Annotated in this window: 13 protein-coding genes; 5 read left to right on the top strand and 8 right to left on the bottom strand. The window is 60.4% G+C overall.

Annotated elements, in window-relative coordinates:
- Window positions 1-51: 51 nt before the first annotated feature.
- Window positions 52-660, bottom strand: a complete 609-nt coding sequence (gene miaE, locus AB7M26_RS17055; protein WP_123495128.1) for a tRNA-(ms[2]io[6]A)-hydroxylase — start codon at window positions 658-660, stop codon at window positions 52-54.
- A gap of 161 nt (window positions 661-821) precedes the next feature.
- On the opposite strand from miaE, the gene AB7M26_RS17050 reads away from it, so the two are divergent.
- The gene (locus AB7M26_RS17050; RefSeq protein WP_123495129.1) at window positions 822-1,685 is read left to right on the top strand and encodes a universal stress protein; all 864 of its coding nucleotides are present in this window, start codon (window positions 822-824) and stop codon (window positions 1,683-1,685) included.
- A gap of 93 nt (window positions 1,686-1,778) precedes the next feature.
- On the opposite strand, the gene AB7M26_RS17045 is transcribed toward AB7M26_RS17050, so the two are convergent.
- Entirely contained in the window at window positions 1,779-2,249 is a 471-nt protein-coding gene (locus AB7M26_RS17045; RefSeq protein WP_095635024.1) for a DUF1289 domain-containing protein, read from the bottom strand.
- A 510-nt stretch (window positions 2,250-2,759) separates the two neighbouring features.
- Between AB7M26_RS17045 and acnB the strand changes: the two genes are divergently transcribed.
- On the top strand, window positions 2,760-5,360 hold the full coding sequence (acnB, locus tag AB7M26_RS17040) for a bifunctional aconitate hydratase 2/2-methylisocitrate dehydratase (protein ID WP_123495130.1): 2,601 nt from the start codon (window positions 2,760-2,762) through the stop codon (window positions 5,358-5,360).
- Between the two features lie 262 nt (window positions 5,361-5,622).
- Here acnB and AB7M26_RS17035 read toward each other — a convergent pair whose 3' ends face one another.
- Window positions 5,623-6,903: a serine/threonine transporter gene (locus AB7M26_RS17035; RefSeq protein ID WP_123495132.1), complete on the bottom strand. Its 1,281-nt coding sequence runs from the start codon at window positions 6,901-6,903 to the stop codon at window positions 5,623-5,625.
- Window positions 6,904-7,250: 347 nt separating this feature from the next.
- On the opposite strand from AB7M26_RS17035, the gene AB7M26_RS17030 reads away from it, so the two are divergent.
- Window positions 7,251-8,222 carry a 2-hydroxyacid dehydrogenase gene (locus AB7M26_RS17030; protein WP_123495134.1) on the top strand — a complete coding sequence of 324 codons (972 nt, stop codon included), beginning with the start codon at window positions 7,251-7,253 and terminating at the stop codon, window positions 8,220-8,222.
- On the opposite strand, the gene tssA is transcribed toward AB7M26_RS17030, so the two are convergent.
- From tssA to AB7M26_RS17005, 5 genes are all read right to left on the bottom strand, one after another.
- The gene (tssA, locus tag AB7M26_RS17025) at window positions 8,219-9,307 is read right to left on the bottom strand and encodes a type VI secretion system protein TssA (RefSeq protein ID WP_123495136.1); all 1,089 of its coding nucleotides are present in this window, start codon (window positions 9,305-9,307) and stop codon (window positions 8,219-8,221) included. The genes AB7M26_RS17030 and tssA overlap by 4 nt on opposite strands.
- The gene (locus tag AB7M26_RS17020; RefSeq protein ID WP_123495138.1) at window positions 9,304-13,140 is read right to left on the bottom strand and encodes a type VI secretion system protein; all 3,837 of its coding nucleotides are present in this window, start codon (window positions 13,138-13,140) and stop codon (window positions 9,304-9,306) included. Before AB7M26_RS17020 ends, tssA begins: the two co-directional genes overlap by 4 nt.
- Window positions 13,137-13,904 carry a DotU family type IV/VI secretion system protein gene (locus AB7M26_RS17015; protein ID WP_123495140.1) on the bottom strand — a complete coding sequence of 256 codons (768 nt, stop codon included), beginning with the start codon at window positions 13,902-13,904 and terminating at the stop codon, window positions 13,137-13,139. The genes AB7M26_RS17020 and AB7M26_RS17015 overlap by 4 nt, the downstream gene beginning before the upstream one ends.
- A gap of 18 nt (window positions 13,905-13,922) precedes the next feature.
- Window positions 13,923-15,254, bottom strand: coding sequence for a type VI secretion system baseplate subunit TssK (gene tssK, locus AB7M26_RS17010; protein ID WP_123495142.1), 1,332 nt, complete (start codon window positions 15,252-15,254; stop codon window positions 13,923-13,925).
- Window positions 15,255-15,421: 167 nt separating this feature from the next.
- A complete protein-coding gene (locus AB7M26_RS17005; protein WP_123495144.1) occupies window positions 15,422-15,871 on the bottom strand; it encodes a type VI secretion protein in 450 nt (149 codons plus the stop codon).
- Window positions 15,872-16,099: 228 nt separating this feature from the next.
- Here AB7M26_RS17005 and tssB point away from each other — a divergent pair, with 228 nt between their 5' ends.
- Both tssB and tssC read left to right on the top strand, forming a co-directional pair.
- Window positions 16,100-16,648 carry a type VI secretion system contractile sheath small subunit gene (gene tssB / locus AB7M26_RS17000; protein WP_007906307.1) on the top strand — a complete coding sequence of 183 codons (549 nt, stop codon included), beginning with the start codon at window positions 16,100-16,102 and terminating at the stop codon, window positions 16,646-16,648.
- A 28-nt stretch (window positions 16,649-16,676) separates the two neighbouring features.
- Complete coding sequence (tssC, locus tag AB7M26_RS16995; RefSeq protein ID WP_123495146.1) at window positions 16,677-18,164, top strand: type VI secretion system contractile sheath large subunit; 1,488 nt, start codon at window positions 16,677-16,679, stop codon at window positions 18,162-18,164.
- Window positions 18,165-18,333 lie beyond the last annotated feature (169 nt).

Below are 18,333 nucleotides of genomic sequence, written 5' to 3'. Positions count from 1 at the left end.
GTATATACCCCGGTTCTGTAGGAGCTGCCGCAGGCTGCGATCTTTTGATCTTCACGCCGCTACCGGCACACCACTGTGAAAGCGAAACTCCACATCCGGCGACTCGATCAGCGCCTGCTCGGCGTCACGAACCTTGTCGATCACCTGGGCAATGTCCTTGGCGTCACCGTACTGATAGGCCAGTTTCAGGTAACCCTGGAAATGCCGCGCCTCGCTTTTCAGCAGGCCGAAGTAGAACTTGCCCAGTTCTTCATCCAGATGCGGCACCAACGCCTCGAAACGCTCGCAGCTGCGGGCTTCGATGAAGGCGCCGACAACCAGGGTGTCCACCAGCTTCACCGGTTCATGGCTGCGCACCACTTTGCGCAGCCCCGAGGCGTAACGCCCGGCGGACAGCTGACGCAGCCCGATCTTGCGCTTTTTCATCAGGCGCATGACCTGTTCGTAGTGTACCAGCTCTTCCCGGGCCAGACGCGACATCAGGTTGATCAGATCGACGTGGGAGTGATATTTGGCAATCAGGCTCAACGCCGTGCTGGCCGCCTTGAATTCGCAGTTTTTGTGGTCGATCAGCAGGGTTTCCTGATCAGCCAGCGCGGCCTGGACCCAGCCATCGGGCGTGCGGCAGCCGAGGAACTCGTGAATTTCGGGAAGGATCATGGGGCTCACGGATAAAAGGTACAGAACGAAGGGCGCCGATTATACCGGCCTGCCGACAGACCACCAGACGCCAACCGTTGATATGCATCAAGTCGCCGAATGCCGGCCAGCAACTATAGTTGTCCAACGCAGTGTTTTTTATCTTCATGGAGATCCCGATCATGCAAGCCATTCGCAGCATCCTGGTGGTCATCGAACCCGAACACTCGGAAAGCCTGGCGCTTAAACGGGCCAAATTGATCGCTGGCGTGACCCAGGCCCATCTGCACCTGCTGGTCTGCGATAAAAAGCACGACCACGCTGGCATGCTCGGCGTGCTCAAGGCTGCGCTGGTGGCGGACGGTTACAGCGTCACCACCGAACAGGCCTGGAACGAAAGCCTGCACGAAACCATCGTCGATGTGCAGCAAGCCGAAGGCTGCGGACTGGTGGTCAAGCAGCATTTCCCAGACAGCCCGCTGAAAAAAGCCCTGCTGACCCCGGCGGACTGGAAACTGCTGCGTTATTGCCCTACCCCGGTGCTGCTGGTGAAAACCGCCAAGCCCTGGACCGGCGGCGTGATCCTGGCGGCCATCGATGTCGGCAACATCGACGGCGAACACCGTACCTTGCATGCCAGCATCATCGATCATGGCTACGACATCGCCAGCCTGGCCAAGGCCCATTTGCACGTGATCAGCGCTCACCCGTCGCCGATGCTCTCGGCGGCCGACCCGACGTTTCAGCTCAAGGAAACCATCGAAGCCAGTTACCGCGAGCAGTGCAAGGCGTTCCAGGCCGAGTTCGATATCGATGATGACCATCTGCACATCGAGGAAGGCCCGGCGGATGTGTTGATTCCGTACATGGCCCATAAACTGGGGGCATCGGTGACGGTGATCGGCACTGTGGCGCGGACCGGGTTGTCGGGGGCGTTGATTGGTAATACGGCGGAGGTGGTGCTGGATGCGCTGGAAAGCGACGTGCTGGTGCTCAAGCCGGATACGATCATGGATCATCTGGAAGAGATCGTGACCCAGCATTGAGATTTGTGGTGTCAAGTAGATCGCCATCGCGGGCAAGCCCGCTCCCACAAGGTCGATGAAGAACCTGTGGGAGCGGGCTTGCCCGCGATGCTTTTAGGCGCCGAAGGCATCTTTCAAGAAACCCGGCGCAATGTAGCGCTGGTAATGCGCTTCCGAGAGCAGGAAAAATTCCCGATCAATGGCATCGCGCAATTCCGGCAGGTTCCAGTCGCGGAACTCCGGCAGCAACACCATCCCGTAGGCTTCCAGGTTATTGATGACCCGCGCCCCCCGGGCGATCAATTGGTATGCCCAGCAATATTCCGACTGATGCGGCACAAAACGAATCTTGCGCTGCTCCAGCTGCAGACGCAGCAACGCGGGATCGAAAATCTCTACCTTGCTGGCCATCACCTGCGACAACAATTGCTCAAGACGCAGCCATACCGCGCGTTTTTCTTCCTCGTTGTAACCGTTCCAGTGAATCACTTCATGATGGAAACGCTTGCAGCCACGGCACACCAGATCACCGTAAACAGTGGAACAGAGGCCGATGCAGGGGGTCTTGATGGTCTGATTGGGCATAGGTAGGCAAAACACGGGAAAGCAGAACAGGTCGGCATGTTAGCCCTTTGTCCAACATTCATCACCCCTCAAAATTCAGGCCCTCAGGGTCTATTGGACTTTGGTGACGGCCGCGACGGATGCCCGCGCCTTGCCTCGCACACGTTGGCCCGGCAACGCGGCTCGCCACCAAAGTTCAATAGACCCTGACTTACCTTTAATTTTTTTTTGCCGTAGAATCAGCCAGCCTTTTAAGGCGCCAATGTCCGTTAGAAGCTGTTTTCAAAGCGTCACGAGCACAGTCGTTCCTTCAGAGCGGTGTTGGCGAAGGGTTTTTCAGCGGTGAAAAACCTGACGCCAACCCTCATCAGCTCCCCGTTCTGCAGGCGTAAAACTTTGAAAGCAGCTTCTGTAAGGAATTGCCGGTAATTCTGGCTAAGCGGCCCACAACGCCACGCAGCGCATGAGTACGGCAATTTCGGGATGAGCGTCCCGGACACCCATTTGGGACCACTGATGAGGGTAATAACTGTGCTTGAAGCCTACCGCAAACATATCGAAGAGCGCGCAGCACTGGGTATCGTTCCCCAGCCGCTTAACGCCGAACAAACTGCAGGCCTGGTCGAGCTGCTGAAGAATCCCCCGGCTGGCGAAGAAGCCTTCCTCGTTGACCTGATCACCAATCGCGTTCCGCCAGGCGTGGACGAAGCTGCCTATGTAAAGGCCGGTTTCCTCTCTGCCCTCGCCAAAGGCGAAGCCAAATCCCCTCTGATCGACAAGAAACGCGCTGTTGAACTGCTCGGCACCATGCAGGGCGGCTACAACATCGTGACGCTGGTCAATCTGCTGGACGACGCCGAACTGGCGCCAGTGGCCGCCGAAGAACTCAAGCACACCCTGCTGATGTTCGATGCCTTCCACGACGTCGCGGAACGCGCCAAGAACGGCAACGTTCACGCCAAAGGCGTGCTGCAATCCTGGGCCGACGGCGAGTGGTTCAAGAACCGCCCTGTACTGGCCGACAAGATCAGCCTGCGCGTGTTCAAGGTGACTGGCGAAACCAACACCGACGACCTGTCCCCTGCTCCTGATGCCTGGTCCCGTCCAGACATCCCGCTGCACGCCCTGGCCATGCTGAAAATGGCTCGCGACGGCATCGTGCCGGACGTGCAAGGCTCCATCGGTCCGATGAAGCAGATCGAAGAAATGCGCAACAGTGGCTTCCCGATCGCCTACGTCGGTGACGTGGTCGGTACCGGTTCGTCGCGTAAATCGGCCACCAACTCGGTGCTGTGGTTCTTCGGCGACGACGTTCCTTACGTGCCGAACAAGCGTGCTGGCGGCTTCTGCTTCGGCAGCAAGATCGCTCCGATCTTCTACAACACCATGGAAGATGCCGGCGCACTGCCAATCGAATTCGATGTGACCAACATCAACATGGGCGACGTGATCGACCTGTACCCGCACGCTGGCAAAGTCTGCAAGCACGGTACCGACGAAGTCATCACCACCTTCGAAATGAAGACCCCAGTGCTGTTGGACGAAGTCCGTGCCGGCGGTCGTATTCCGCTGATCATCGGCCGTGGCCTGACCGACAAGGCTCGCGCCGAACTGGGTCTGCCAGCATTCGACCTGTTCAAGAAACCGGATGCCCCGATCGAAAGCACCAAGGGCTTCACCCTGGCGCAGAAAATGGTCGGCAAAGCGTGCGGCGTAGCCGGTGTGCGTCCAGGCACCTACTGCGAACCGAAGATGACCACCGTCGGTTCCCAGGACACCACCGGTCCAATGACCCGTGACGAACTGAAAGACCTGGCGTGCCTGGGCTTCTCCGCTGATCTGGTGATGCAGTCGTTCTGCCACACCGCGGCTTATCCAAAGCCGATCGACGTGACCACCCACCACACCCTGCCTGACTTCATCATGACCCGCGGCGGCGTTTCCCTGCGTCCGGGCGACGGCATCATCCACAGCTGGCTGAACCGCATGCTGCTGCCGGACACCGTCGGTACCGGTGGTGACTCCCACACCCGTTTCCCGATGGGCATTTCGTTCCCGGCCGGTTCCGGTCTGGTCGCATTCGCCGCTGCCACTGGCGTGATGCCGCTGGACATGCCGGAATCGATCCTGGTGCGCTTCAAAGGCAAGATGCAACCGGGCGTCACCCTGCGTGACCTGGTTCACGCCATTCCTTACTTCGCGATTCAGGCTGGCCTGCTGACCGTCGAGAAGAAAGGCAAGAAGAACGCCTTCTCCGGCCGCATCCTGGAAATCGAAGGCCTGGACAACCTGAGCATCGAACAGGCTTTCGAGCTGTCCGACGCCTCGGCCGAACGTTCGGCTGCCGGTTGCACCATCAAGCTGTCGAAAGAATCGATCACCGAATACCTGCAATCGAACATCACCCTGCTGCGCTGGATGATCGGTGAAGGCTACGGTGATGTGCGCACCCTGGAACGTCGTGCTCAAGCGATGGAAGCCTGGATCGCCAACCCTGAGTTGATGGTGGCCGATGCTGACGCCGAATACGCTGAAGTCATCGAAATCGACCTGGCCGACATCAAGGAGCCTGTGCTCTGCGCGCCAAACGATCCGGACGACGCCCGTCTGCTCTCCAGCGTTGCTGGCGAGAAGATCGACGAAGTGTTCATCGGTTCGTGCATGACCAACATCGGTCACTTCCGCGCTGCCGGTAAACTGCTGGATCAGGTCAAGGGGCAGCTGCCAACCCGTCTGTGGCTGTCGCCGCCGACCAAAATGGACGCGCACCAGCTGACCGAAGAAGGCTACTACGGCATCTACGGCAAGGCCGGCGCACGCATGGAAATGCCAGGCTGCTCGCTGTGCATGGGTAACCAGGCACGTGTAGAGCCGAACTCGACTGTTGTGTCGACATCGACCCGTAACTTCCCGAACCGTCTGGGTGACGGCGCGAACGTCTACCTGGCTTCGGCCGAACTGGCGTCCGTTGCGTCCATCCTGGGCCGCCTGCCGACCGTCGAGGAGTACATGGAATACGCTGGCAAGATCGACAGCATGGCGGCCGACGTTTACCGCTACCTGTCCTTCGACCAGATCGCCGAGTTCCGTGAAGCTGCTGCGAACGCCAACATCCCGGTCGTTCAAGCCTAACGTTACAACGCCATAAAAAACGCCGCCCATCGTGAGATGAGCGGCGTTTTTTTATGCCTTCAGGAAGACCGCGTTATCGTTCATCGCGGGCAAGCCACGCTCCCACAGGGATTTGCACGATCCATGCATCACACAAAACAAATGTGGGAGCGGGCTTGCCCGCGATGACGGTCTTACAGACAACATAGATGTTGAATGTGCCGGCCTCATCGCGGGCAAGCCCGCTCCCACACGGTATTCAGCGTGTCTGGAGGATCTATCCTCAGGCAGTCAGGGAGTAGATCAACGCCGAAATCGCCACCAGGCCTACCGCCGTCACGAAGACGTTAGAGGCTTGACCACGAAAGCGCGCCATCGCCGGAACCTTGCGGATCGCGTACATCGGCATCAGGAACAGGATCGCTGCGATGATCGGGCCACCGAGGGTTTCGATCATGCCGAGAATGCTCGGGTTCAGGGTCGCAACGATCCAGCAGACCACCAGCATGAAGGCGGCAGTCATGCGGTCCAGGGTCTTCGGTGCCGGGCGCTTGCCGCTCTTGACGATCAGGCCCTTCAAGCCTTCGCTGGCGCCGATGTAGTGGCCCAGGAACGACTTGGAAATGGCCACAAAGGCAATCAACGGCGCCGCGAAGGCGATGGTCGGGTTGCTGAAGTGGTTGGCCAGGTACGACAGGATCGACAGGTTCTGCGCCTTGGCTTGGGCCAGTTGCGCCGGCGACAGGGTCAGCACGCAGCTGAAGACGAAGAACAGCACCATCACCACCATCAAGAGGTGGGCGCGGGACAGGATCTGCGAGCTGCGCTCTTCGGCGTGATCACCGTAGCGACGCTTCTGGTCCACCGCGAACGCCGAGATAATCGGCGAATGGTTGAACGAGAACACCATCACCGGAATCGCCAGCCATAAGGTGTGCAGCAGCGCTGACGACTCAGGCAGCGTGGTCGCGGTGCTGAGGATGCCGCCATTCCAGTGCGGAATCAGAAACACCGCCAGGAACAGCAGCGCGACGATGAACGGATAGACCATCAGGCTCATGGCCTTGACGATCGCCTGCTCACCGCAACGCACCACTGCCAACAGGCCGAGAATCAATACGAACGACAGCACGGCGCGCGGTGGCGGCATGATGTGCAGTTGATGTTCGAGGAAACTGCCCACGGTGTTGGTCAGGGCCACGCTGTAGATCAGCAGGATCGGGAAGATCGCGAAGAAATACAGCAACGTGATCAACGCGCCGGCCTTGATGCCGAAATGTTCTTCCACCACTTCGGTGATGTCGGCGCCTTCGCGGCCGGACAAGACAAAGCGGGTCAGGCCACGGTGGGCATAAAACGTCATGGGGAATGCCAGCACCGCCAGGATCAGCAGCGGCCAGAAGCCGCCCAGCCCCGCGTTGATCGGCAAAAACAGGGTACCGGCCCCGATTGCCGTGCCAAACAGGCCCAGCATCCAGGTGGTGTCATGGCGATTCCAGCTTTCTAGGCTCGCTGGTGTCGCCGCTACATAGCGTTCGTCGACGCTATTGGCCTGATCATTCATCCGGTCGGATCTCCGCTTTCCGGTCACTTGCCACCCGGTCAGGACGAGTCGGAAAAACCCGACAGGCAGCGCCCTGGCCGAAACAGGGGCGCGATTGTCCGGGATTAATGAGCAGAAGCAAAGACTTAGCTGAGCAATGGTTATGCGGATCAGATGCAGCGGGCGCTATAGCAACAAATCCTCTCCATCTGCCCCGCTCTGATCTAGTGTTGTCATTAGAAGGATCGCAGGCTTCGCCAGCTCCGACACCGGGAGCCAAAGCCCCTGACCATTGCCAAACCGCTCTGGAGTCAGCAACCTGAAACGACGTTCAAACCCCGACTTTCCGCTGCCCGCAGGAGCCCAGCATGACCGCAACTGTTCTGGTACTGGTTGAAACCATCAATGAATACCTGCCGATTCTCGAACATCAGGGGTTTCATTTGATCCTGGCCCCGACCCCGGCCGAGCGCGCCGCCGCCATTGCCCGACAGGGCAGCCAAATCGATGCGGTGCTGACGCGCGGTCCATTGGGCCTGCGTGCCGACGAAATTGCCGCCCTGCCCAATCTCAAGATCATCTGCGTGATCGGCGCCGGTTACGAACACGTCGACCTGCAAGCCGCCGCCGACCGTGGTATCACCGTCACCAATGGGGCCGGCGTCAATGCCTCTTCCGTCGCCGACCACGCCATGGCGTTGCTGCTGGCACTGGTGCGCGATATTCCTCGGGCCGATGCTGCCGTGCGTCGGGGCGAGTGGCCGAAAATCATGCGCCCTTCCCTGGCCGGCAAGCGCCTGGGCATCCTCGGCCTCGGTGCCGTCGGCATCGCTATCGCCAAACGTGCCGCCAACGGCTTCGACATGAGCGTGAGTTACCACAACCGCCAGCATCGCAGCGACGTGCCCTACAGCTTTTGCTCGACGCCGACCGAACTGGCACGCCATTCGGATTTTCTGATAGTTGCCGCACCCGGCGGGCTCGGCACTCAGCACTTGATCAACAGGCAGGTACTCGACGCTTTAGGGCCTAACGGATTTATCGTCAACATCGCGCGGGCCAGCGTGATCGTCACGGCTGACCTGATCAGCGCGCTGGAACAACGACGGATCGCTGGCGCCGCGCTGGATGTCTTCGATAACGAACCCCAGGTGCCGGACGCCCTCAAGGGACTGGCCAACGTGATTTTGACCCCGCATGTCGCCGGGTTGTCCCCGGAGGCCACCCAAGGCACCGTGGAACTGGTCGGCAAAAACCTGACGGCATTTTTTTCCGGTCAACCGGTGCTCACCCCCATCGCTTTACCGCCGCCGTCGGCAGCCGCCCGCAACACTCATTAAAGGACGCCCAACAGCGTCCAGAGTCGCCGGGATTCGGCATCGGCGCTGATCAATTCTCCAAGCAGCTCACTGAGGGGCTTGTTGCCCCATTCCACGCCTCGTTTGATCAAATAGGGAACCGGGCTATGGGGTTCGGTGCGCGCCAGGTACTCGGCGATCAACAGCAATTGCCGGTACGCCTCTTCACGATTCGCCGGTTCGCTGAACACCTGAGGCGCCGCAATGACGGGCGGCACGTCGGCCGGGCTCGGTGCCGCCACCGCTGGAATTTCGACAGGCGCCGGGGTCGGTTTTCGTGGGTGCATGGCGATGAACTCCTGAACCAGCGTCAACAACGCTTCAATCACGTCCTGCAACGCTTTGAAGCCTGGGGCCTGATTGCCGAGATAAGCGTCGCTCCACACCTCCAGGCGTTGCAGGTGCTGCTGGCTGAGCAGCAGCGTGCCCTGGCTGCGCAACCAGAATGACAACGGGGTGGCGCGAATCTGTTCGGTCAGTTTCTTCTGTTCGTTACGCGCGTTCTCGGCCGAGGTATTGGCCGTTTTACTGTCGCTGGCCTGTACCTGTTGCAGCTGCAACCGACGCCAGGCATCCAGACAGAAACTATCGAATTCATTGTTGCGCGGCTCGAACAACGGGACTCGGGTCAGCAGCACTTCAGCGTAGCGTCGAGCCAGCCATTCGAGCGGTATCACCCGCCATGACTGATCGCCGTCCTCAGCCTGTGGGTGCAGGTGCTCGGGATAGCGCTCGCATAACCCGGCCACCAGCGCCAGGCTGCCCGGCAAACCTTCTAGCCCGTCCTGATGCAGCCAGGCCTCACCCAGCCAGGCGCTGAGCATCAAATCCTTGCTGCGTTCGAGCAGCAGGCTGGTGGTCAGTTTTTCCAGTTCTGGCCATTGGGCGCGTTTGATCGACGACTGCCACACCCCTGTAGGCAAACTGGTGTCGTCCTCGCGGCGCAGCTCGCGCAACCGGTCGAACTCGGGCTCATAACGCAGATCCTGACCACAGGGAGCCTGCTCGCTGATCGGTTCGAGCAGTTGGCTGATCAGTTCCGGCAACGGCGTTGAAGGTTGATTCACAGGCCCTCCTTTTGGGATTCGATGTCATGGGCTTCAATGCCTGCGGTCGATCGCGTCACCATGAACGGAGAGCGTGGGGCCCGGGTTGGCAAGGGCTGAATGGACAGCGGCAATTTCGAGCCCTGGGTCATCAACGACAGGCGCACAAACATCAGGGTTTGCTCAGCCGTGGTGGTGCTGGCCTGCGTCGTCACGGGCAGGCGCAAGGTCAACGGAAAGTCCGTGTAGTCCATGTTCGGCTGGCGCTGCACCGACACGTGCGAGCGCATCAAGCGCAATAACGACCACGGCCCGCTGTACTCCCAGCCCGCTTCCAGATCCCGCACCACCAGGCTCGGCTGCAACGGATCGTTGGCCGGGCGCTGGTAGCCATTTCGGGCCCAACGCAAAGTCAGCCGGATCGGTTGGCCAACCATCCAGCGCAGGTTCTGCTGCGGCTCGCCGGGATAGCTGAGCTGTTGATTGCCGGCATTCAAGCCCCAGGCAATCACCTGATCGGCACCGCGCTCTTCCTCTCGATCGGTGCGCCAGCGCACGTCCATCTCCAGCCCCAACACACCGCTCTTGTCGCGTACAAACATCGGCCCCAGCCAGGTGCTGGCTTGCTTCAGACGATTGAGAAAGTCTTCGGCTGCCAGGCGTTCCGGGGTCTGGCTCAGCAGCAATCCGGCTTGCGCCACCGGCAAACGCTTGTCGATCAGCTCCAGCAAATGCTGAACCCTGGCCGGGTCAGCGTCGGTGGCTTGAAGGCCATTGGCAAACGGAAAGCGCTCCGCCAGGTACTGATTGAAATAGTTGGCCAGGTCGTTCCATGCGGCCGCTGCCTGTTGCTGTTGCAGGAACTGGCAGCGTTGCATGGCGGTTTGTTGCAGATCCACCGCCCGTAACGCCAGTGTTCCGCGCCCGCCAGACAGGTTGGCGGTTTGCAGGATCTGGCTGCAGGACGTGGCGTCCATTTCGATGAAGTCGCGACTGACCAATTGTTCGATCTGCGCCGGCGAACTGGCGGGGTTCTGCTCCTTGTACTTGAGCAGTTCGTCGTTGAGCGCACTGAACTGCGTCACGCGTTCATAATCCAGCGCCGAGAGGTTCTGTTGCTGGACTTTCAGCCATTCCAGCGCCGAGGTGCGGCGCTCGGTAATGCCGAGCATGGTGTTGAATTGCTGCTTGAGGCTCAGCTTCAAATCCTGCACGTCGTTGGCGCCATACAGTTGCAGGCCGAGGTTTTTCGAGCCGTCCCACTGGCTGATTTCGGTGCGCCCGCTGAACAGCGGCTGGGCGACGATTTCGTCGAGGCCGCTGACGATTTCGGCCAGGGCGCGGCGGTTCAAGGCAGTTTGCAAGCGCGTGGCCAGATCACTGCGACGCACCTCGATAAAGGCTTTTTGCAAAGCAATCGCCTGGGAGGCCTGCACATTGAAAACGCCGCCATGGACCTGAGCATTGTGCTCGCGCAGGCTCGACAACATGGCCTTGACCACTGCGCCTTCGGCCGCTTGCAACAAGGCGCCGCGATACGCCGGGGGAATGCGTGGCAACTCTTCGGCGGCGTAACTCTTGTAGCTGGCGAAATAGTTCAGAGCACTGTCGAGGTCGTCGCCATCAACGCCCTGCCCTTGCCCATTCGGGGCTTCGGAGCGATCCGCCTGTAAGGCGATGGCCACAAAGTCACGCTTGAACAGCGCCTGCACCGCGTTGTTGAGCTGCACCACATGTTCCTGCAAGACCAATTGCCCGCTGCCTTGCTGAATCAATAAATTGTCCCGGGAGCCGGCCTGGACGATCCATTGATCGCGAAAGCTCTGTTGCAGCTTGGCCGCCTGCATTTCCAACTGTTGTTCCAGTTGCGGTCCGAGCAAGGCGCTTTTGCGCACGTTGTCCAGCAACTCGCGGTAGCCAGGCACCAGGTCCTGACCCTTGCCGCGACCCCACGCCGAATTGGTCAAGCCGATCACGGTTTGCAGGTCATCGACCAGTGCGCGCAAATCTTCGAGCTCGGTGAGGGAGTTGCCACTGCCGGCCTCCAGCCGTTCCAGATGCAGCTTGAGATAACCGGCCTGGCGCACGAAATTGTCAGCCAGGAAATACTGGTCCAGCCAGCGCTCCATGAGCCCGAGGAAATTTTCCTCGATCAGCGGGCGCTCGACGGTCAGGTCCAGCGGTCGCAAATCGCTGCCATCAGCCTCGAACAACGCCCGATTGTAAAAGCCGGCGCGGTGCAATGTGCCGACGTTGAGGTTCAGCGACAACGCGTTGTTGCTCAGCAACACCAGATCTTCGAGAGGGGCCTTGGGGTTGTTCAGCGCCTGACTGAACCACTGGTTCTGCTGCTCCAGATTCACCGCGCGCTCCACCAGATCCTTGGCCTTGACGTAGTTTTGCCATTGGGCCGGATCTTCGCTTTCGACGTTGCCCCGTCGTTCGGTGTTGCGAATGGTCTTGAGTTGCGCCAGCTCCGCGCTCAACAAGTCGTGCAACGGCAGCAACCAATGGCTCTGGGCGGTCAGGCGCAACTCGCTCGCCAACTGTGCATCCAGCGAAGAGAACCAGGAGGTCGGAAATACCACTGAGGTGAAGCTCCAGCCTGGCGCCTTTTCCAGCACCCGCCAGAAACCCTGGACATTGCGCCGGGTCGACTCCAGCCGATGAGATTCATCGGTGACCGCCGTGTAGTTTTTCTGCGCCCCCTGCAGCAGGCGCGACAGTTCATGGGCCTCCTTGACCGAATCCTGCCAGACCCACAGCATGCCCACGCCCCAAACCACCGCGACCACCAGCGCCACCCCACCGGTCACGCGCTGCCAGCGCTGACGCAGACGTAACAGACGCGGCACCACCTGGGCCAGACCACGTTCAGCGACCACCCGCCGCTGCCACAATTGCCGGGCAAAGGCGCTCTGCTGCAACCCGGTGTCATAGGCCGAAAACCCGTCGGCGCTGTCTTCCGAGGGCTGATTGGCAGTGAAATAAATACCGCGAAAACGCGGCGCCTCACCTTGCGCATTGCCCTGGAAAACCGGCTCCAACAAGGATTGCAGATGGCGCCGCAAGGCGTCGAAACGTTCCGGCAAGCCATACAGCTCTGTGCTCAGTTGCCCGGACAAGGCGCCGATTTCGATGATCGATTCCGCCAAGGCCCGAGTCACCTGATCCAGTGCCTGATCGCTCCATTGCGCTTGCCAGACCGCATCGGTCCCGTGGGGCGACGACCAGCCCAGCGTGCGTTCGCGGGCCTCGACCGGCAACGCGGTGATCAATTCCTGAAACCCCGGCAACTCTTCCATGCCAGTAATGACCACGTACACCGGCAGGCTCAGCCCGAACCGTTGCAACAGATCGATGAAGCGTCGACGTGCCGCCAACCCGAGGGTCGCGGCTTGCTCGACGTTGCCCAGTCGACTGACCGGCACCGTCCAGATCACCCCGTCCAGCGGACGTTGACTGCGCAAGCGCAGGATCAATCCCAGCAAACGCCACCAGCCGCCCCGTTGCAGGTGCATGCCTTCATCCGGTAAAAACAGCGCCTGTGGCACCACCAATACCGCCCCTTCAGGGTCCGACCACCAGCGGCCGAACCAGGCCGGTTTGTCCGTCGGCTGCAAACGCCACTGGCTACACAACTGCGTACCCTGGGTTTCGTTGCCGAGCATCAGCAGCCATGGAATCTGATACCGGTCCTGGGCGCCCTGCTCTTGCTCCATGTGCCGCACCGCCAGGTAAAAACTGCGAATCGCCGCACCGCTTTGCGTGCGCCACCACCAGACCGCTACCCCGACAATCGCCAGCACCAACAGCACGGCGATGATGAGGCCGATAATCCCCAGCGTGCTCATGAGTCTTGCTCCGAGGCGGACACGGCATCGCTCATCTGCAACACCGGTTCGAGCTCCAGACGAATGTCACGCCAGAACAACTGCCCCAACCCGGTCAGCAGCAGAACCATGGCGAGAATCCCCAGACCCAGGCGAAAACCGTCGGGCAACGAACGGCGCACTGGCAATTGCAGCGGCGGCACGGCCGAAGGTTGTTCGAGCCGGGCACTGACGTCGGCATAATCCGCCTCGTGCTGCCAGGCAAAAGTGAACAGCGCCAGGCGCCATTTTTCATGCTGAGTCTGATTCGGTTCGCCGCGCAGCCGTCCCTGAAATCCCAGCACCAGACACTGCAAATAGACGTTGGCCAGATCGCGAGTGGTGGGAATCTGCTCGTCCAGCAATTCCTTGATCGCCAGCGGTATCCGCTCACCGGCCTGACGGCTGGCGTATAGCCTCGACTCCAAGGGTTTTTCCTGCCAGGCCGATTGGCCCGGCCACGGCATGAACAGCAAGGTTTCATCGACCAGCGCGACAAAGGCATAGACCAGCGCCTTGACTTGCTCGGTGGCGGCGTCACCGATTTTGGCGAATGCGGTGCGCCACAGTCGTTGGGAGATTTGCGTGGACAGTTCGACCACCGCCTCCACCAGCGCTTCGTCCTCGCTGTCCTTGGGTAACTGGTTCCAGTCCTGGGACCATTGCTGCCAGGCCTGGCGAAAAGCACTGCTCAGCGGCGCTTCGTGGAGGCCTCGTGTACCCGACCCGACATTGCCCTCAGACATAGGACGTTCCTTCCTTGATCAAGCACTTTCACTCGCCTGGGCGACAAACAACACCACTTGCCATGGACTGCTGGCCAGCCTGGAAGCCGGTGCGGCAATCAGCAACGGCAACTGCCCGTCGAACCATTGGCCTTCGGCCGTCACCACAAACAACCGCGTATCGTCGCCGACGCTGTAGGCCACTTGTTCATTGCGACTCATGGCCTGATGGGACAAACCGCTCATGCGCTGGCGACTGAGCAGCGCGATGTGTGGCTGCGACGCAATGATCGCCCCGCGCAACCATTCGCTCGCGGCCTGCTCGCTGGCACCGTTGGGCATGCGCAAACCGATGACCAGCCGTTGGCTTGGCTGATCGTCGGGCAATTGAATCGAGAAGGTTTGTTCATTGCGTTCGAACGCCAGGCTGCGATATCCGGCGCGGATCAGTTCGAGGGTCTTTTCAAGCCAGTCGAGCACCGCTTCATAGCCGCGCTGCAACTCAAGAAAGTCCAGCGGTGCGAACGCCGGAACACCGGCCAATGGATCGAGCGACGACCAGGCACCGGCCAGCCCGAGCAGCAAGCCATACAGCGCTTGAGGCGTCGCCACTCGACTGTTCAGCAGGCCTTCGACCTCCGGCAGCCGCGCCCAGAGCGCCGTCAACTGGCGGCGAATTTCCAGCGCGTCGTCCTGATTGCCGGCCTGCTGCGCCTGGCGCAAACGACCGGCGAGGAACATGCATTTCTCCCGTGCCCTGGCGCACAGCCCGGCCACGCGCCGACCCATTACCGACTCGGGCAACAGGCACGGCGTCGGTGGGGTGTAAGGCAATTGGAGAAAGCCGCCGCCCTCCTTGCGAATTCTCAGCAGTGGCAGGCAGACGGAATCCGCCTTGTTCAGTTGTGTGCACAAGCGCGGGTTCGGACGCCAGACCGTGATCGATTCGGGGTACTCGCCGCTCGTGAGGTCCGGCAACGCATCGCCGACCACCGATTGCAGTCGCCCCTTGAGCGGCAGCAACTGCCCGGCGCGCCACAGTGGACTGATTGCCAGGTACACGGTGACGGTGGCGTTGTCCGTGGCATCGATTGCCTCGCTGACGTCGAGCTCCAGCATCGGCCCCACACCGGCCTGCAGATTGACCGGCAAACCGTCCGGCAAGGTCGCCTGTAAACTGATCAGTCGTACCAGCCCCGCGCTCAGTGCCGAGGGATCGAATTCGACGCGGGTCACGCCCCAGAACCACGGATTACAGGCCTGGGCGAAATGCGCCACCAGCGCCTCGGCCCGCAGCCCTTGCAACTGAAAATGCTGGGGCAATAACTGCATGCCCTCATGCCAGCAAACCGCGTCAGGTAGCAGACTCATACGACTCCCTTCGACATCTCTTATTGCCGCACAAAACATGGGCGGCCTGACTTGAACACCACAACCCCTGTGGGAGCGAACCTGCTCGCGATAGCAGTGGGTCAACCAACATTGAAGCTGAATGTACCGCCGTCATCGCGAGCAGGCTCGCTCCCACCGGTTTGTGTTCAGTTCGGGTGGTCGCTGACCAGCGTCATCTCGCGACTGTCGAACTTGAGCCAGGCGTTGCTCTGATCGTCCAGCCGTAACCGGTGTGCTCCGGGAGTGTTATAGCTGGCGAAGACTAAAAGTCCAGCCGCCCGCTTGCCCCCCAGCGGGAAGGGTTGTTTGTCGATGAATTGACCGGGCACCAGCTCCAGTCCCCAGACCGTCATCAACTGTCGATAGTCGCGCTGGAACTGCTCACGTTCGGCGAACCACTGCCGGGCGGTGATGCCCGACAATTGCTTGAGCAGATCCGCGTCGTTCACCGCAATGAAGTCCACCGCGATCGGCGTGTCATCGTTGGCGCGGGGCGCGACGTCCAGCGTCAGGTTATCGAGGTCGACACGAGGTCCGAACAACGAACACCCGGCGAGTGACAGGAGCAGAACCAAAGAAAGAAAACGTGCATACAAAATGAATTTTCCTTTTCTCGATACAGTCCAAAAATGCTTTTTGTTTGCTTTTTTATAGACCTGTTCTAGCGTCTTGGGTAGTTCGGTCGGCACGACGAATGTGGAAGGTTCGTCAAAGGAATGACAGGTCCTCTGCCCTCCCTTTCTAACCTACGGTCCAGTAAGGGAATGCGATGAAACGGGCCTCCCGATGCATTGCGCCCGCCTCATGCATCGGAGTCAGCCACCATGGCAGAAAGTACTCAGCACAAGCTCGACAGGGTTCGCCCGCCCCGGGTGCAAATCACCTACGACGTCGAAATCGGCAACGCCATCGAGAAGAAAGAATTGCCCTTGGTGGTCGGCATTCTTGCCGACCTCTCCGGCAAGCCTCTGGAGCCACTACCGAAATTGAATGAACGGCGCTTCACCGAAATCGACCGCGATAACTTCAACGAAGTGCTCGCCTCGATCGGTCCGCGCGCCACCTTGCAGGTCACCAATACCCTCAGCGGCGACGACAGCAAACTCAACATCGAGCTCAACTTCAAACACATCGATGACTTCGATCCGGTGAAGGTGGTTGAGCAGGTCACGCCGCTACGGCGTTTGTTCGAAGCCCGTCAGCGTCTGCGCGATCTGCTGACCAAGCTCGATGGCAACGATGATCTGGACAAGCTGTTGCGCGACGTCATCGCCAACACCGAGGGACTGCAAGAGATCAAGTCTGCCCGCCCGGAAACCGCCGCCCCTGCCCCCGCAGGCGATGCAGAAGTACCGGCCGAACCGCAAGCCTGATCGTTCATCCACTTAGGGAGAATTTGCCATGCCCGCCTCATCCGCCGCCCAGAGCCAAGCCAGCGACAGTACCGCCCAGACCTTGTCTCTGCTCGATGAAATAATCGCCAAAGGCCGCATGGCCCATGACGACAGCCAGCAGGATTACGCCCGCGACATGCTCGCGGAATTCGCCACCCAGGTACTCGACGAAGGCATGGCCATCGACAAGGACACCGTGGCGATGATCAACGACCGCATCAGCCAGATCGACGAGTTGATCAGCGCTCAACTGAACGAAGTGTTGCACCACCCGGACCTGCAGAAACTCGAAGCCTCCTGGCGTGGCCTGCACCTGCTGGTGCAGAACACCGAAACCAGTTCCCGGCTGAAACTGCGGTTGCTCAACGTGACCCAGAAAGAGCTGCAGAACGATCTGGAAAAAGCCGTCGAGTTCGACCAGAGCGCGCTGTTCAAGAAGATCTACGAAGAAGAATACGGCACCTTCGGCGGCCACCCGTTCAGCCTGCTGGTGGGGGACTACACCTTCGGCCGGCACCCGCAAGACATCGGCCTGCTGGAGAAACTCTCGAACGTCGCCGCGGCCGCTCACGCACCGTTCATTGCTGCCGCCAGCCCTCGGCTGTTCGACATGAACAGCTTCACCGAACTGGCCGTGCCCCGTGACCTGTCGAAAGTCTTCGAGAGCCAGGAGCTGATCAAGTGGCGCTCGTTCCGCGAAAGCGAAGATTCGCGCTACGTGTCGCTGGTGCTGCCGCACTTTCTGCTGCGTCTGCCCTACGGCCCTGACACATCGCCGGTGGAAGGCATCAACTACGTCGAAGACGTCAACGGCAGCGACCACGGCAAATACCTGTGGGGCAATGCTGCGTGGGCCTTGTCGCAACGAATCACCGAAGCCTTCGCCAAGTACGGCTGGTGCGCGGCGATTCGCGGTGCCGAAGGCGGTGGTGCGGTGGAAGGCCTGCCGGCCCATACCTTCCGCACCACCTCTGGCGATCTGTCGCTCAAATGCCCGACCGAAGTGGCGATCACCGACCGTCGCGAGAAAGAGCTCAACGACCTTGGCTTCATCGCCCTGTGTCACAAGAAAAACAGCGATGTGGCGGTGTTCTTCGGCGGCCAGACCACCAACAAATCCAAGCTCTACAACACCAATGAGGCGAACGCCAACGCGCGGATTTCGGCGATGTTGCCGTACGTGCTCGCGGCCTCGCGTTTCGCCCATTACCTGAAGGTGATCATGCGCGACAAGGTCGGCAGCTTCATGACCCGCGACAACGTGCAGACCTACCTCAACAACTGGATCGCCGACTACGTGCTGATCAACGACAACGCGCCGCAAGAGATCAAGGCGCAGTACCCGTTGCGTGAAGCCCGGGTGGATGTGACCGAGGTCGCCGGCAAACCGGGTGCCTACAAGGCCACGGTGTTCCTGCGGCCACACTTCCAGCTCGAAGAGCTGACCGCGTCGATCCGCCTGGTCGCGACCCTGCCGCCACCGGTAGCCGCCTGACCACTGAAACCTGTGGCACCACTGGAGTCTGTGGTACCACTGAAAACTGTGGCGAGGGAGCTTGCTCCCGCTGGGGCGCGAAGCGGCCCCAAAAAATGGGACTGCTACGCAGTCCAGCGGGAGCAAGCTCCCTCGCCACAGGTTCGGTGTTTGGCTTAACAGATTCAGT

This window comes from Pseudomonas sp. F-14 TE3482 (assembly GCF_053629455.1).
This window is presented reverse-complemented; position numbering and strand designations above follow the sequence as displayed.

Bases quoted from the DNA above. Each gene is read 5' to 3' on its own strand.
- AB7M26_RS17035 (WP_123495132.1), bottom strand. From the start codon at position 6,903: ATGAATGATCAGGCCAATAGCGTCGACGAACGCTATGTAGCGGCGACA.
- AB7M26_RS17030 (WP_123495134.1), top strand. From the start codon at position 7,251: ATGACCGCAACTGTTCTGGTACTGGTTGAAACCATCAATGAATACCTG.
- tssB (WP_007906307.1), top strand. From the start codon at position 16,100: ATGGCAGAAAGTACTCAGCACAAGCTCGACAGGGTTCGCCCGCCCCGG.
- tssK (WP_123495142.1), bottom strand. From the start codon at position 15,254: ATGAGTCTGCTACCTGACGCGGTTTGCTGGCATGAGGGCATGCAGTTA.
- AB7M26_RS17050 (WP_123495129.1), top strand. From the start codon at position 822: ATGCAAGCCATTCGCAGCATCCTGGTGGTCATCGAACCCGAACACTCG.
- AB7M26_RS17015 (WP_123495140.1), bottom strand. From the start codon at position 13,904: ATGTCTGAGGGCAATGTCGGGTCGGGTACACGAGGCCTCCACGAAGCG.
- AB7M26_RS17045 (WP_095635024.1), bottom strand. From the start codon at position 2,249: ATGCCCAATCAGACCATCAAGACCCCCTGCATCGGCCTCTGTTCCACT.
- miaE (WP_123495128.1), bottom strand. From the start codon at position 660: ATGATCCTTCCCGAAATTCACGAGTTCCTCGGCTGCCGCACGCCCGAT.
- AB7M26_RS17020 (WP_123495138.1), bottom strand. From the start codon at position 13,140: ATGAGCACGCTGGGGATTATCGGCCTCATCATCGCCGTGCTGTTGGTG.
- tssC (WP_123495146.1), top strand. From the start codon at position 16,677: ATGCCCGCCTCATCCGCCGCCCAGAGCCAAGCCAGCGACAGTACCGCC.